Source organism: Lentzea pudingi (assembly GCF_014646255.1).
GTDB lineage: Bacteria > Actinomycetota > Actinomycetes > Mycobacteriales > Pseudonocardiaceae > Lentzea > Lentzea pudingi.
The window spans coordinates 804,842-818,523 of record NZ_BMNC01000002.1 but is presented as its reverse complement, the minus strand read 5'-3'; the positions used below and the strand labels follow the sequence as shown (position 1 = coordinate 818,523).

Genomic DNA, 13,682 nt, shown 5'->3' with positions numbered 1-13,682 from the left:
AACGTGGCAACGAACATGCTCGAGCGGTCACGCGTAGAGTCAGTCCCGACCCAGATCCAGTGGGAAGGGAGCGCGGTGCCCGCCACCGGCACGACAGAGACGACGGCGGAGCGCGCTTCGCGTTTCGAGCGCGACGCGATGCCCATGCTCGACCAGCTGTACTCGGCGGCCCTGCGCATGACGCGCAACCCGGCCGACGCCGAGGACCTGGTGCAGGAGACGTTCCTCAAGGCCTACTCGGCGTTCGCGTCCTTTTCGGAGGGCACGAACCTCAAGGCGTGGCTGTACCGGATCCTGACGAACACCTACATCAACGGCTACCGCAAGAAGCAGCGCCAGCCGATCCAGCAGCCGACCGACGAGATCACGGACTGGCAGCTGGCCAAGGCGGAGAGCCACACCTCGTCCGGGCTGCGCAGCGCCGAGGTCGAGGCACTCGACAACCTGCCCGACAGCGACGTCAAGGACGCATTGCAGCGGTTGCCGGAGGAGTTCCGGATCGCGGTCTACCTCGCCGATGTCGAAGGCTTCGCGTACAAGGAGATCGCAGACATCATGGGCACCCCGATCGGCACGGTGATGTCCCGGTTGCACCGGGGCCGTCGCCAGCTCCGCGACATGCTGGCGGACGTCGCCCGCGAGCGCGGTTTCCTCCGAGGCAACAACGGAGACGCGTCATGAACTGCGGCGAACCCCATGACACCGACTGCTCCGAGGTGCTGTCCGAGGTCTGGCTGTTCCTCGACCAGGAATGCGACCAGGGCAGGCGCGCGGCACTGCAGACGCACCTCGACGAGTGCCATCCGTGCCTGGAGCAGTTCGGGCTGGAGGAGCACCTCAAGGCGCTGCTCGCCCGCAAGTGTGGCGGGGACTACGCACCCGCCGACCTGAAGGCGCGCATCCGGGCGACGATCGTGGAGATCCGCACCGAGGACTGAGAAGTCCTCCGCAAGACAAAAGGCCCTGGTCACCGTGGTGGTGACCAGGGCCTTTCGCAGCACTCAGGCGTTGGGGCGCTTGCCTCGGTTGGCGCCGCCCTTTTTGCGGTCGCGGCGCTTGCGAGCACGCTTCGACATGGGAGTCTCCTAGGATCAGAACTGCTTCGTCGACCAGTTTCTCATGGAGGAGTTCTGAGCACGCTCACGGACCTGCTGGCCGAGCACACCAAGCTCTCCGGCGCCGCCGTCGACCACCTGCAGCTGGTCGTCGCGGAGTGGCAACTCCTCTCCGACCTGTCGTTCGCGGACTTCGTCATGTGGGTGCCGCAGGAGGACGACATGTTCCTCTGCGTCGCCCAGGCCCGGCCCACGACGGCGCCGACGGCCCACCCCGAGGACGTCGTCGGCAGCGAGGTGCACACCGACGAGCACCCGCAGCTGCGCCGGGCCATGGACGAGTCGCGGATCTGCCGCGAGGAGGACCCGCGCTGGCACCTGGGCGTGCCGGTGCGGCGCGAGACCATCCCGGTGCGGCTGGGCACGCAGGTCATCGCGGTGCTGAGCCGCAGCACCAACCTGGCGGTGCCGCGCGTGCCGTCGCCGTTGGAGATCTCGTACCTGGGCAGCGCGGCCGACCTGTGCCAGATGATCGCGGACGGCACGTTCCCCGCGCCCGAACCCTCACCGGACGTGCACACCAGTCCGCGCGTCGGGGACGGTCTGATCAGGCTCGACCCGTCCGGCGCGGTGGTGTTCGCCTCGCCGAACGCGCTGTCGGCCTACCACCGCATGGGGCACGCCTCGGACCTGGTCGGCGTGCACCTCGCCCCGCTCACCCGCAGCCTGATCAGCGACCCGTTCGACGCCACGGAGGTCGCTCAGCGCATCAGGCAGGCGCTGGACGGCCAGCCCTCGATGCGCATCGAGGCCGAGTCGCGGCGCGGTGCGGCGGTGTTGATCCGTTCTTTGCCCCTTCGGCCACGCGGGCAGGCCGCGGGCGCCATCGTGCTGTGCCGCGACGTGACCGAGGTCCGTCGTCGTGACCGTGCGTTGATGTCGAAGGACGCCACGATCCGCGAGATCCACCACCGGGTGAAGAACAACCTGCAGACCGTCGCGGCGCTGCTCAGGCTGCAAAGCCGCAGGCTGAGCAACCCGGAGGCGAAGGAGGCGCTCGCCGAGTCCGTGCGCCGTGTGACCTCCATCGCACTGGTTCACGAGACGTTGTCGATGAGCGTCGACGAGAGGGTCGACCTCGACGACGTGATCGACAAGGTCATCCCGATGATGGGCGACGTGGCCGTCACCGAGACGCAGGTGAGCGTGCGCCGCGAGGGCGGGTTCGGCGTCGTGCCGGCCGAGATCGCCACCCCGCTCGTCATGGTGCTGACCGAGCTCGTGCAGAACGCCTTCGAGCACGCGTACGCCCCTGGCCAGCGCGGGGAGGTCGTCGTGCGTTCCGAGCGGTCCGCGAAGTGGCTCGACGTGACGATCACCGACGACGGCAAGGGCCTTCCGCAGGGTTTCTCCCTGGAACGCACGGATCGTCTGGGTCTGCAGATCGTTCGGACCCTCGTCGATTCCGAATTGAGAGGCTCTTTGAGCTTGCGGCGACGGCCCCGAGGCGGTACTGAGGCGGTCCTGCGCGTGCCGCTCAGAGGGCGGCGCTAAACTAACGCCGTGCACACGTGACGATCAGCCTCAGCGGTCTCACGTGGTCATGCGGGAGGGTGTGCAAACAAAGAGAAGAAGCCCGACACCTGGCACGGTGTCGGGCTTCTTCCTATGTCTGATCAAACAAGCACAGTCAGCTCTTTTGCGGCGAACAGCCTGCTCAGGCGTTGCTGCGGGCGCGCGTGCGGGCGTTGCGGCGCTTGAGGGCGCGACGCTCGTCTTCGCTCATCCCGCCCCAGACACCGGCGTCCTGGCCGCTCTCGAGTGCCCACGCGAGGCAGTCGGAGACGACGGGGCAACGGCGGCAGACGGTCTTCGCCTCGGCGATCTGAAGCAGCGCGGGACCACTGTTCCCAACGGGGAAGAACAGCTCGGGGTCCTCGTCGCGGCAGATCGCGCGGTGGCGCCAGTCCATTGGAACTACTCCTCAGCCTAGGCGCGCACAAGGGCACGCCGGTTGTCAGCGGTCGTTTTTGGGGTGCTTGTGAATGCTTTCACGAACGGCAGAGATGTCAAGGGGTAAGCACTGATCCGGTGAGTGAACTCACCCAAAAGATCGACAGCGTTCACCTGGGGTTTCACGCTCTGCTGTCACTCGACTGCAGTACATCGCGGGTGGGTACCGAGACGGTCACGAACCGATCACGGACTGTCAAGTTCCTTACACAGCAACAGTCAACGCGTCCGGGACCGCCCGGAACTCCACCGCGGTGGTCGTTCCGAGGAAATCTCCGTCGACCTGGAGATTCGCGGGCTCCTCGCACTTCACTCTGACATAACCCACGTCATCACGCCGAACGAGATTTCCGCTCTTCGGATTGCCCGTGGCCAGGACCTGGGCGATGTAGCGCCCGACGGTGGGTACCCGCAAAGTCCGCAAAGCACTCAGACCGAGGCCGCCGTCGAACGACGTGCTGGGGTTGAGCTGGATCGCCCGGTCGCCGAAGTACGTCCACGGGTCCGTGTTCGACACGAACACCATGCCGACGTCGTCGAACGGCGGCTCGTCCGGCACCTCGACGACGAAGTGCTGCGGCTTGCGCACGAGTTGCGCGTAAGCCTTGAGGGCGACCGACAGATAAAGGGCGGGACTCGCGTTGCGGCCCTTGGCGCGCTTGTGTTCCACGCCGGCGACGACATCGGCGTCGAGGCCCATGCCCGCGTTGAAGGTGAACCAGCGGCCGTCTTCGATGACGTCCGCGAAGACCCGGCCGAGCCCGATCCGGCGCGTGGTGCCGTGCTCGATGGCCTGCAGCAGGACGTGCGTGGCCTCGACGGGGTCGCGCGGGATGCCGAGCGCGCCCGCGAAGACGTTGGCCGACCCGCCCGGTACGACGCCCAGCATCGGCGTGGTGGAGGTGGGGCCGCCGCGCAGGACGCCGTTGACCACCTCGTTGACCGTGCCGTCGCCGCCGTGGGCGATGACCAGGTCGAACCCGTCCGCCGCCGCCTGGTGCGCGGCGTCCGCCGCATGGCCGCGGTAGGAGGTCTCGATGACCTCCAGCTTCACGTCGCTGGCCAGTGCGTGCGCCAACACGTCACGACCCGCCGGCGTCGTTGTAGTCGCCTGCGGGTTCACCACGAGAAGAGCGCGCACTACTTGAGAGTAAGACAATGCGTGACTATCAGCCGCGCGCATGTCCTCCCTCAGGGTGGCTCCAGCCTCACGAAAGTGGCGCAAATCTCCCTTCCGTCAGCATCGCGTCTCCCCACAGACGAGTGCACCCCGGACGACCGCCGGCTCGCTGAAGGCCCCTTGATCTTCCCGCGCCGGACGTGCTCGGAGAGCCCTCCAACCGGGTGGCATACGATCCGTGACCAGTACAGAACGTGAGGAAAGGTCTCCCGTGAGCACTCAGACCCAGGCGCCCCCGCGCCCGGTGCGCATCGCCTCGGCGCTCACCTTCGTGCAGGGTCTGGGCGGGATCGCGCTGGCCGTCGCCCTCGTCATCCGGGTGATCGGGGGCTCGACCCCCGCCGGCCCCATCCTCGGTGCGGCCGGCGTGCTCGTGCTCTGGTTCGGTGCCGTGCTCGTCGCGACGGTCATGTTGTTCCGCGGTCACCACGGCGCCCGCACGCCCGTGATCGTCACGCAGCTGCTGCTGCTCGGCTGCGCCTGGTACGCGTACGGGGCGTCGGAGCAACCGTTGATCGGCTCGCTCGGTGGCATCTACTGCGTCGTGGTGCTCGTGTTCCTGTTCACGAACGACGGCCGCAAGTGGGCGATGGGCTACGTCGACGAATCGGAAGTCGACAAAGCCGACTAAAGGAGGGTGGTCACAGTCACACGGCCGGGTGAAGCTGTGCGTGGTTGCTTAACCACTCCCTGCACTCAGAAGGTGACCAACCATGCGTTTGACCATTGCGATCGCGGGCGCCGTCCTGGCGGCTCTCTCCCTCGCCCCCGCTGCCACGGCCGCTCCGGAGAACCCGGACATGTCGCCGATGATCATCGGAGGCAGCTACGCCCAGAACTTCCCGTATGCGGCTCGTCTGTTCGCCAACGGACGCGAGAACTGCTCCGCCACGAAGATCGCGCCCAACTGGATCCTCACGGCTGAGCACTGCGTGGCGAGCAGCGCCACGTACACGTTCCGCGCGGGCAGCCTGGACCAGTCCTCCGGTGGCCAGATGGTGACCGCCAGCCAGATCATCAAGCACCCGTCGGCGGACCTGGCGCTGGCCAGGGTGTCGCCGGCGATGTCCGGCCCGTTCGCCCCGCTCGTCGCGAGTGTCTCGACCGGCCAGACCGTGCAGCTCTACGGCTGGGGTGCCACGTGCACCAACCAGCCGGAGATCAACTGCCAGTCGCGCTACCTGAAGGTCGCGAACACGCGCGTCACGAGCACCAACGGCCGTGACTACCGCGGTGGCGTCGCCATCTCGGTGTCCAGGGTCGACGGCATCGCGGCCGGCGGTGACTCCGGTGGCCCGATGTTCGCCAACGGCCGCCAGGTCGGCGTCGCCTCGACGTCGGACCGCTCCACGCGTTCCAACTACACCAGCGTCAACCACGGTCCCTACCGCAACTGGATCACCCAGTACACGGGAGTCTGACCGACCCTGATTGACCAGCGGTAACCCTGCGATGGCCCTCGGCTCCGGCCGGGGGCCATCACCCTGCGTGTTCACTAATGGTGGATGGACACGAACGGAGTAGCCGGTTACCGTGCCCCCAGCGTTCGCGCCGCTCGGGAGCAGGGTGAGGTGCGCAGTGCAGGACGGCCCGAAGCGGGTGACGACGACCGGCGATTCCGAGCGCCCGAACGGGGCTCGGCTGTTCGACTACTACCTCGGTGGAGCGCACAACTTCGCGGTCGACCGCGCGTTGGCCGAGGAAAGCATCAGCAAGTTCCCCGTCGCCGAGATCGCGCGCACGATCAGGTCCTTCTCCCGGCGCGTGGTGCGCCTGTGCGTCGAGGAGTACGGCATCCGCCAGTTCCTCGACCTGGGCAGCGGCATCCCGACCGCCGGCAACGTCCACGAGGTCGCCCAGTCGCTCGACCCGTCGTGCAACGTCGTCTACGTCGACAACGACGCGGTGGCCGTGGCCCATGCCCGCACGATGTTGCGCGACAACCTCAGTGCCGCGATCGTGCTGTCCGACATCTGCGACGTCGGTGCCGTGCTGCGGCACCCGGAGACGCGTCGTCTCATCGACTTCACCAAGCCGACGGCCGTGCTGATGGTCGGTGTCCTGCCGTATGTCACCGACGAGCCCGCGGGCGTCGTCGCGCGCTATCGGGCCGCGTTGTCCGAGGGCAGCATCCTCGCGTTGACGCATCTCACGAAGGACGTGGAGCCGGAGTTCGTCGGCCAGCTGGTCGACCTCGGCGACGACATGGGGTTCGAGCTCGTGCCGCGTTCCAAGCAGGACGTGGAGGAGTTCGTCTGCGGCCTGAAGCTGATGGAGCCCGGACTGGTGCTCGCGGCCCACTGGAGAGCCGACGGCGAGGTGCCCGGTACCTCCGCCATCGCCGACGCGTCGACGTACGGTGCCGTGGGGATGGTCTGAGGCACGGCGAAGGCCGGGCCTGAAGCACACAGGGGTGGCTTCTGACCCGGCCTCGACGTGGTTCAGGGCGTTCAGCCCCGGTATGCGCCCTGCTGCTGGCCGGCGAGGGCCGCCGGGCCGCGGTACTGCGCGCCACCGAACGCGAGGATCGCGTAACCGACGATGCTGAACAGCCACAGGCCGACGATGCCGAAGACGGTGTCCTTGGCGAAGGACTTCGCGATGTCGATCGACACGATCACCGCGATGATGATGTTGACGAACGGGATCAGCATCAGGACCAGCCACCAGCCAGGACGGCCGGCGATCTTGAGCCACACGTAGATGTTGTAGAACGGGATGATCGCGGCCCAGCCGGGCTGGCCGGCCTTCGCGAACACCTTCCACATCGCGACGATGGCGAAGACCAGGACGGCCAGGTAGATGATGGTGCCGACGACGCCGATGCCGGTCGCGGCGGGGTCGATGGTGGTCGGGTCAGTGCCCACGGTCTTTCCTTCTTTCCACTTGCTGGTGCCGGGGGATCGGCGAGCAGGGACGCTGCCAGCACCGCGGGCCGGTCCTCAGTGGAATTCCCGTTTCGTGAGCCTTTTGAGACCTTCCGTCAACCTTCAGCGTGCAGTGCCGAGCTCGACCAGGGCCTCGCCCGAGACGCGCATCGTCGTCCACTCGTCCATCGGTATGGCGCCCAAGGACTTGTAGAACCCGATGCTCGGTTCGTTCCAGTTGAGCACCCACCACTGCAGACGGCTGTAGCCCTTCGCGACGCACTCCTGGGCAAGCGCTTCCAGCAACTGCTTCCCGAGGCCCTTGCCGCGCTGGTCCGGCGTGACGTAGAGGTCTTCGAGGTAGATGCCGTGCACGCCGTCCCACGTCGAGAAGTTCAGGAACCACAACGCGATCCCGACGACCTGACCGTCCACTTCGGCCACGTGACCGAACAACGCGGGGCTCTCGCCGAACAACGCGGTGCGCAACTGCTCCGGAGTGAGGTGGCACTGCTCCGGTGCCTTCTCGTACAGCGCCAGTTCGTGGACCAAGGCCACGACCGCGTCGACGTCACGCGGTTCCACCCGCCGGATCATCACACCTCCCAGGCAGGCACGTTCAGCCTGCGCACCTGCGGGTCGCCCCGCTCGTCGCCCAGCTGGCAGATGCCGGCCGGGTCCAGTCCGAAGTGGACGCCCTGGTCGGGCGCGAGACCGAGCCACGCCGCGATCAGCACGCGGCTGAAGTGCCCGTGACCCACGAGCACGACGTCACCGCCGGGCAGGATCTTGCGCACCTCGCCGAGGACCTTGCGCGCCCGTTCCTGCACCTCCGCGTGCGACTCGCCGTTCGGCATCGGGTGCGACCACACCGTCCAGCCGGGCACGCGCTCGCGGATCTGCGGCGTGGTGATGCCCTCGTAGTCGCCGTAGTCCCACTCGGCCAGGTCCTCGGTCGTCGCGCCGACCTCCAGCCCGGCCAGCGCGGCCGTCCTGGTGGCGCGCTGCCGCGGACTGGTCAGCACGAGTGCGGGTGCCTGGTCCGTGCCTCTCAGCCGGGCGAGCACGGCGCCCGCGCGGCGTGCCTGCTGCTCGCCCTCGGGCGTCAGCTCGATGTCAGTGCGTCCCGTGTGCCTGCCGCTCTCGGACCACTCGGTCTGGCCGTGGCGCAGCAGGTAGAGGTGGGTGCTCACATGTTCGATCCTAGGGAGTGACGGGGGGCACGTTTGGGGGAGTCCTCCCCTGAGGTACCCAGCGCGCCATGACCGCCGAGCACCCCGACCACGGCGCACCCGACGAGGTCGACGCCCAGGAGATCCGCGAGGCCTTCGGGGTTCGTGTCGCACGCATCCGGGCGGAGCTGACCTCGACGTGGAACAAGCTGAGCCAGAACGAGCGCGGCACGGACCCCAGAGGGTTCTGAACTCGCGCTTTTCCGCACGTGCTTGGGCTGAATGGCGCAATACTCTCGGCTGATCGTCGTTTCAATTGGCGGATTCCGGCCTCATCACGTGCCGTGTGCTGTGCGGCGTCGCTAGAACGGAGTGGATCGTCCTTTGAGGGGGACCCGCACATGCGACGTTCGATTGCGCTTCTGATACCTGTTCTGATGGCCGCGGTACTATCGGCGCCACTCGCGTCGGCCGCGCCGGAACCACCTCCCACACCTGGCTGGACCGTCTCAGGAGACGAGATCCGGTGGACCACCTCCGCACCCGTGCCGCTGCGCGACGCGGGCGTGGAGTTCTGGGAGGGCGACCGTTTCCTGGGGCGAGCCCGGGAGTCGGCGGACCTGCGGAGCTTCACCGTGAAGGCCGTGCTGGAGAACCCGGCCGCGCTGCAGGTGCGGTCGGCCGGCAAGCGGCTCGACGTGCTGGAACCACCGTCGGCCGGACTGTCCGTGCCCGAGTTGCCGGCGTTGCGGCCGCAGGCCGACGTGGATCCGGGCAAGCCGGGGCCGTACGCCACCACCACCGGTGAGTACGCGCTCGACCCGGTCGAGCTGCCCGAGTATGCGGCGCCGGTCGAGATGGAGGCCGTCGTCGTCGCGCCCAAGGGCGCGCCCGGCAAGCGGCCGCTCGTGCTCCTCCTGCACGGCAGGCACTTCACGTGCTACAGCAAGTCCGATCCCAACCAGATCAGGATGAACTGGCCGTGCCCCAGCGGTTTGACCGCCGTGCCGAGCCACAAGGGATACCTGAAGGCGCAGCAGTTGCTGGCGTCACAGGGATATCTGACGGTGTCGATCTCCGCCAACGGCGTCAACGCCCAGGACGCGATGACCGCCGATGCCGGCGCGCAGGGTCGTTCGTCGCTGGTGCGCCACCACCTGGCGAAGTGGGCGGACTGGGCCTCCGGCCGCGGTTCCGCGCCCGCCGCGGTGAAGTCAGCGCCGGCCGCCGACCTGTCCAAGGTGTTGCTGATGGGCCATTCCCGCGGTGGTGAGGGCGTGAACCGCGCCGCCACCGACAGCCTCACCCCGCCGCCCGGCGACACCGGGTTCAGCGGCCCGGTGCGCTGGAACATCCGCGGGAACGTGCTGATCGGCCCCACGATCTTCGGCCACAACCCGGCGCCGGACGTGCCCTCGGTGACGTACCTGCCCGGTTGCGACGGTGACGTCTCCGACCTGCAGGGTCAGATCTTCGTGGACCAGACCCGCGGCCTGAGCCGTGGCGAGGCGTTGCACAGCGCGCTGTACATGATCGGCGCGAACCACAACTACTTCAACAGCGAGTGGACCCCCGGCCAGGCGGAGGCGCCGGCGTTCGACGACTTCTGGCCCGGCCAGCAGCCGGATCCGCTGTGCACGCCGGGTGCTCCGACGCGGCTGACCGCCGAGCAGCAGCAGACCATGGGCGCCACCTACCTCGCGGCGTCCGCGCGGCTCTTCCTCGGGCGCGACGAGTCCGTGCTGCCGCTGCTCGACGGTTCGGGCGTCCGCGTCCCGTCCGCCGACCCGGCCCGCGTCCTCTCGCACGCCATCGGCGGTGACCGCAGGCCGTTCGTCGTACCGGACGGTCCCACGGGTGCGTCCGGCAGTGCGCGCGTCTGCCAGCAGACCTCGCGTGACGTGGCTGTCGCCTGCAGCGCAACGCGTTCACCGCACTTCGTCGGCTTCCGCGGCGCGGTGGCCCAGCCCGAACGCCTGTCGGTCGCGCTGAAGTGGACGGCCGCCGGGCAGGCCGGTGTGATCACGCCTTCCGCACCGGTGTCGCTCAACGGTTCGCGCGACCTGGCGCTGCGCCTGGCCGTTCCGCCGAACTCGGCCGCGTCGAAGTTCGGCATCGCCGTGACCGACCACAACGGACTGAGGCACGCGCTCGGGTCCGTCTCGGTGGCGGGTCTTCCCGGCAGCGACCGGACGAGTTCGTTGTGGGCACAGGAAGTTCGCGTGCTGTTGCCGTCCGGCGTCGGCCGTGTCGCCTCGCTGGAACTGGTCCCGGAGTCCGCGTCCGGTGAGGCGTGGCTGATCGACGCCCACGGCTGGGACAAGGGCCTCGTTCCCGTGGTTCCCACGCGCCTGTCCCGCGTCGACGCCACCACGACCGCGGTGGCCGAGGGCGACTCCGGCGAGCAGACGCACAACATCGTCGTCACCGCGTCCGGCAACGGCACCCGCGTGGTCCGGCTCTTCTACAACGAGCCGGGCAACAAGCCCGCCACCAAGCTCGTGACCCTGGCGTCCGGCGAGAACCGTGCCGAGGTCCCGGTGACGTTCACCGGCAACACGAAGTGGGGCGGCGACGTCCGCCATCCCGTCATGGTGCAGGCGATCTCGAACGCGGTCGTGGGCGCCGCGTCCGGCGGCCTGCTGGTGCGCAACGACGACCCGGTGCCGTCGCTGACCGTCACCCCGGTCGCCGGCAGCGTCGCGGAGGGCGGCACCCTGAAGTGGAGGGTGACGCTGTCCGAGACCGCCGACGCGGGAATCGGTGCCGGCGGATCACCGGTGGCACCCGCCTCCGGCACCGAACTGTCCACAACGGACGTCGACGCCGACTGGTTCCTCAGGCACTCGGGTCAGGAACCGCTGCCGTCCCGTCCCTTGTCCTCCACGGGACTGCGGCCGTTCGTGTACATCCCGGCGGGCGAGACCTCGTTCGACCTCGAGGTGCCGACCGCGACCGACAGCGAGGCCGAGGGTGAGGAGCAGCTCCGTCTGGAGTTCGACGGGATCACTCCCACCAGCCCCGGCTTCGAGGTGATCGGCAAGGTCACCGAAGCGGTGTGAGGTTCGCGGGTGGCCGCTCCTGCGGCCACCCCGACCCTCACGGGCGCCGCTGAGCGGCCGCGTGGTGATCTCCTGGCACCCTGATCGATCACTCGGCAGTATGGGAACATGCCTGCCGATTCACAGAGTTCAGCCGACGTGGCCGTCGAAAACGACTACGACCTCTTCGCCGAGGGGTACACGGCCGTGAACGAGACCAGCCTCATCAACGCCTACTACACCCGGCCCGCGATCGTGAATCTGGCCGGCGATGTGATCGGCCGGCGGATCCTGGACGCCGCGTGCGGCTCCGGTCCCGTGTCCCAGGCGCTGCGCGACAAGGGCGCCGTCGTGACCGGCTTCGACCGCAGCGCGAAAATGGTGGAGCTGGCCCGGCAGCGCCTCGGCGACGACGCGGACCTGCGGGTAGCCGACATCACGCAGCCGCTGCCGTACCCCGACGGCGCGTTCGACGACTGCGTTGCCGCCCTGGTCCTGCACTACCTGGAGGACTGGGCCGGGCCGCTGGCCGAGCTGCGGCGGGTGCTGAAGTCCGGTGGCCGGCTGATCGTGGCTGTCAACCACCCCATCATGCTCCCGTTCCTGGAGCGCAAGACCAACTACTTCGAGACCACCAAGTGGACCGACGACTACGACTTCGACGGCCAGAAGGCCACGCTCACCTACTGGCACCGGCCGCTGCACGCGATGACCGACGCCTTCACTGCGGCGGGCTTCCGCACGGCCGTCATCAGCGAGCCGCCTGCGGCGCCGGAGGCTCGTGAACTGTTCCCCGAGGAGATGGCGGAGTTCCCGTCCGGGGCGTTCCTGAGCTTCCTGTTCTTCGTCCTGGAAGCAGCCTGACTCGGGGGGCGGACGAAGAACGACGCTGACCTGCGAAGAAGTTTTCGCTGGTCAGCGCCGTCGACAAGGCTATGGGGCTCAGCCCTGCTTGGTCTCCCAGAAGATCTTGTCGATCTGCGCGATCAGGTCGAGGAGTGCCTGACCCGAGGCCGGGTCCATGGACGCCTTCGTGCCGCCCGCGCCCGCGGCCTTGGTGGCGCGGTTGAACAGGTCGTGCAGCTCGGGGTACTTCTCGAAGTGCGGCGGCTTGAAGTAGTCCGTCCACAGCACCCACAGGTGGTGCTTGACGAGCTCGCTGCGCTGCTCCTTGATCAGGATGGCGCGCTCCCGGAACTCCGGGTCCTCGTTGGCCTGGTACTTCTCCTGGACCGCCTTGACCGACTCGGCCTCGATGCGGGCCTGCGCGGGGTCGTAGACACCGCACGGCAGGTCGCAGTGCGCGGTGGCTTCGACGCGCGGGCGGAGAATGCGCGACACGAGTCGCATCGTTCCTCCCAGAATGAAAAAACAGTGGATGCTCCGACGGGGAGAACCCTACTCCGGCTGATCGAAGGGTGATCGTTGAGATCGCGTCTTTCCACCGTGCTCGTGCAGGGGCCGTCGATGGTGCCTGCCCTCCGCCACGACGACATCGTGCTGGTCAGGTGGGGTGCGAAGCCCAAGCCCAACGACGTCGTGCTGGTCAAATGGGCCAGCAGGCCGGAGCAGCTCTCGATCAAACGTGTCTCTCATCAAGTGGACGGCGGGTGGCACGTCGTGGGAGACAACCCGTTCGCGAGCACGGACTCCGAGCACCTCGGACCTGCGGAAGTGCTCGGAGTCGTCAAAGCTCGACTATGGCCGAGGCCGACCCTCAGGCCTTGAGGGACGCGTAGAGGGCCAGGCAGTCCTCGTAACGCGGCAGGACGCCGGCCTCGTACGCCTCGGCGAGGGTCGGGGCGGCGGTGTCCTTCTCCGACAGCAGGAACTCGAGCTCGCGCGGCCACGGGAGGTCGAGTGCCGGGTCGAGGGGAGTGAGGCCGTGTTCGCCGGTCGGGTTGTAGACGGTGGAGCAGAGGTAGTTCATGGTCGTGTCGTCTTCGAGCGCGATCATCGCGTGGCCGAGGCCCTCCGCGAGGTAGACCGCGTTGCACTTCGTGGAGTTCACCAGCACGGCGTCCCACTGCCCGAACGTGGGGGAGCCGACGCGGATGTCCACGATCACGTCGATGAACGAGCCGCGCGGGCAGAAGACGTACTTCGCCTGGGACGGCGGCACGTCCGCGTAGTGGATGCCGCGGATCGCCCCCGCGCGGGAGACGCTGTGGTTGGTCTGGGCGACCCGCAACGGGTGCCCGACCGCCTCGGTGAAGGCGGCCTCCTGGTACGGCGAGACGAACACGCCGCGGTCGTCGGGAAATGTCCGAGGGGTGAACTCGAACGCGCCTTCAATTTTCAGCGAACTCGCCTGCATGCCGTCACTCTAAGGCGTCAACTTTTCTTGACCGATC

General features: G+C 68.1%; 18 protein-coding genes. 10 read left to right on the top strand and 8 right to left on the bottom strand.

Features of this window, described 5'->3' with window-relative positions; all coding sequences use genetic code 11:
• Nucleotides 1-15 precede the first annotated feature (15 nt).
• Both IEY88_RS09625 and rsrA read left to right on the top strand, forming a co-directional pair.
• Nucleotides 16-681, top strand: coding sequence for a sigma-70 family RNA polymerase sigma factor (locus tag IEY88_RS09625; protein ID WP_229693213.1), 666 nt, complete (start codon nucleotides 16-18; stop codon nucleotides 679-681).
• Complete coding sequence (gene rsrA / locus IEY88_RS09620; protein WP_189154252.1) at nucleotides 678-938, top strand: mycothiol system anti-sigma-R factor; 261 nt, start codon at nucleotides 678-680, stop codon at nucleotides 936-938. The genes IEY88_RS09625 and rsrA overlap by 4 nt, the downstream gene beginning before the upstream one ends.
• A 63-nt stretch (nucleotides 939-1,001) precedes the next feature.
• On the opposite strand, the gene IEY88_RS45440 is transcribed toward rsrA, so the two are convergent.
• A complete protein-coding gene (locus IEY88_RS45440) occupies nucleotides 1,002-1,076 on the bottom strand; it encodes a 50S ribosomal protein bL37 (RefSeq protein WP_369809028.1) in 75 nt (24 codons plus the stop codon).
• Between the two features lie 54 nt (nucleotides 1,077-1,130).
• Between IEY88_RS45440 and IEY88_RS09615 the strand changes: the two genes are divergently transcribed.
• Complete coding sequence (locus IEY88_RS09615) at nucleotides 1,131-2,609, top strand: sensor histidine kinase (RefSeq protein ID WP_189154547.1); 1,479 nt, start codon at nucleotides 1,131-1,133, stop codon at nucleotides 2,607-2,609.
• Between the two features lie 163 nt (nucleotides 2,610-2,772).
• On the opposite strand, the gene IEY88_RS09610 is transcribed toward IEY88_RS09615, so the two are convergent.
• Nucleotides 2,773-3,027, bottom strand: coding sequence for a WhiB family transcriptional regulator (locus IEY88_RS09610; RefSeq protein ID WP_015104912.1), 255 nt, complete (start codon nucleotides 3,025-3,027; stop codon nucleotides 2,773-2,775).
• 246 nt (nucleotides 3,028-3,273) lie between these two features.
• The gene (locus IEY88_RS09605) at nucleotides 3,274-4,209 is read right to left on the bottom strand and encodes a diacylglycerol/lipid kinase family protein (RefSeq protein ID WP_189154251.1); all 936 of its coding nucleotides are present in this window, start codon (nucleotides 4,207-4,209) and stop codon (nucleotides 3,274-3,276) included.
• Between the two features lie 250 nt (nucleotides 4,210-4,459).
• Between IEY88_RS09605 and IEY88_RS09600 the strand changes: the two genes are divergently transcribed.
• The 3 genes from IEY88_RS09600 to IEY88_RS09590 all read left to right on the top strand — a co-directional run bounded on the left by IEY88_RS09600 (nucleotide 4,460) and on the right by IEY88_RS09590 (nucleotide 6,627).
• Nucleotides 4,460-4,879, top strand: a complete 420-nt coding sequence (locus IEY88_RS09600) for a hypothetical protein (RefSeq protein ID WP_229693212.1) — start codon at nucleotides 4,460-4,462, stop codon at nucleotides 4,877-4,879.
• An 82-nt stretch (nucleotides 4,880-4,961) separates the two neighbouring features.
• Nucleotides 4,962-5,669 carry a S1 family peptidase gene (locus IEY88_RS09595; protein ID WP_189154249.1) on the top strand — a complete coding sequence of 236 codons (708 nt, stop codon included), beginning with the start codon at nucleotides 4,962-4,964 and terminating at the stop codon, nucleotides 5,667-5,669.
• Nucleotides 5,670-5,826: 157 nt separating this feature from the next.
• On the top strand, nucleotides 5,827-6,627 hold the full coding sequence (locus tag IEY88_RS09590) for an SAM-dependent methyltransferase (RefSeq protein WP_229693211.1): 801 nt from the start codon (nucleotides 5,827-5,829) through the stop codon (nucleotides 6,625-6,627).
• A gap of 71 nt (nucleotides 6,628-6,698) precedes the next feature.
• Here the strand turns inward: IEY88_RS09590 and IEY88_RS09585 are convergent, their stop codons facing one another.
• The 3 genes from IEY88_RS09585 to IEY88_RS09575 form a co-directional block, all read right to left on the bottom strand.
• On the bottom strand, nucleotides 6,699-7,115 hold the full coding sequence (locus tag IEY88_RS09585) for a DUF5684 domain-containing protein (protein WP_229693210.1): 417 nt from the start codon (nucleotides 7,113-7,115) through the stop codon (nucleotides 6,699-6,701).
• 123 nt (nucleotides 7,116-7,238) lie between these two features.
• Nucleotides 7,239-7,712 carry a GNAT family N-acetyltransferase gene (locus IEY88_RS09580; protein WP_189154247.1) on the bottom strand — a complete coding sequence of 158 codons (474 nt, stop codon included), beginning with the start codon at nucleotides 7,710-7,712 and terminating at the stop codon, nucleotides 7,239-7,241.
• Nucleotides 7,712-8,308 carry a histidine phosphatase family protein gene (locus IEY88_RS09575; protein WP_189154246.1) on the bottom strand — a complete coding sequence of 199 codons (597 nt, stop codon included), beginning with the start codon at nucleotides 8,306-8,308 and terminating at the stop codon, nucleotides 7,712-7,714. The genes IEY88_RS09580 and IEY88_RS09575 overlap by 1 nt, the downstream gene beginning before the upstream one ends.
• A gap of 68 nt (nucleotides 8,309-8,376) precedes the next feature.
• Here IEY88_RS09575 and IEY88_RS09570 point away from each other — a divergent pair, with 68 nt between their 5' ends.
• The 3 genes from IEY88_RS09570 to IEY88_RS09560 all read left to right on the top strand — a co-directional run bounded on the left by IEY88_RS09570 (nucleotide 8,377) and on the right by IEY88_RS09560 (nucleotide 12,192).
• Nucleotides 8,377-8,538, top strand: a complete 162-nt coding sequence (locus IEY88_RS09570; RefSeq protein ID WP_189154245.1) for a hypothetical protein — start codon at nucleotides 8,377-8,379, stop codon at nucleotides 8,536-8,538.
• 186 nt (nucleotides 8,539-8,724) lie between these two features.
• Nucleotides 8,725-11,349: an alpha/beta hydrolase family protein gene (locus IEY88_RS09565; protein WP_189154244.1), complete on the top strand. Its 2,625-nt coding sequence runs from the start codon at nucleotides 8,725-8,727 to the stop codon at nucleotides 11,347-11,349.
• 108 nt (nucleotides 11,350-11,457) lie between these two features.
• A complete protein-coding gene (locus IEY88_RS09560; RefSeq protein ID WP_189154243.1) occupies nucleotides 11,458-12,192 on the top strand; it encodes a class I SAM-dependent methyltransferase in 735 nt (244 codons plus the stop codon).
• A gap of 78 nt (nucleotides 12,193-12,270) precedes the next feature.
• Here IEY88_RS09560 and sodN read toward each other — a convergent pair whose 3' ends face one another.
• Nucleotides 12,271-12,678: a superoxide dismutase, Ni gene (gene sodN, locus IEY88_RS09555; protein WP_093592081.1), complete on the bottom strand. Its 408-nt coding sequence runs from the start codon at nucleotides 12,676-12,678 to the stop codon at nucleotides 12,271-12,273.
• Between the two features lie 75 nt (nucleotides 12,679-12,753).
• On the opposite strand from sodN, the gene IEY88_RS09550 reads away from it, so the two are divergent.
• Nucleotides 12,754-13,056: a S24 family peptidase gene (locus IEY88_RS09550; RefSeq protein ID WP_268241220.1), complete on the top strand. Its 303-nt coding sequence runs from the start codon at nucleotides 12,754-12,756 to the stop codon at nucleotides 13,054-13,056.
• On the opposite strand, the gene IEY88_RS09545 is transcribed toward IEY88_RS09550, so the two are convergent.
• Nucleotides 13,046-13,645: a dTDP-4-dehydrorhamnose 3,5-epimerase family protein gene (locus tag IEY88_RS09545; protein ID WP_189154242.1), complete on the bottom strand. Its 600-nt coding sequence runs from the start codon at nucleotides 13,643-13,645 to the stop codon at nucleotides 13,046-13,048. The two genes, IEY88_RS09550 and IEY88_RS09545, sit on opposite strands and share 11 nt — an antisense overlap.
• Nucleotides 13,646-13,682: the final 37 nt, after the last annotated feature.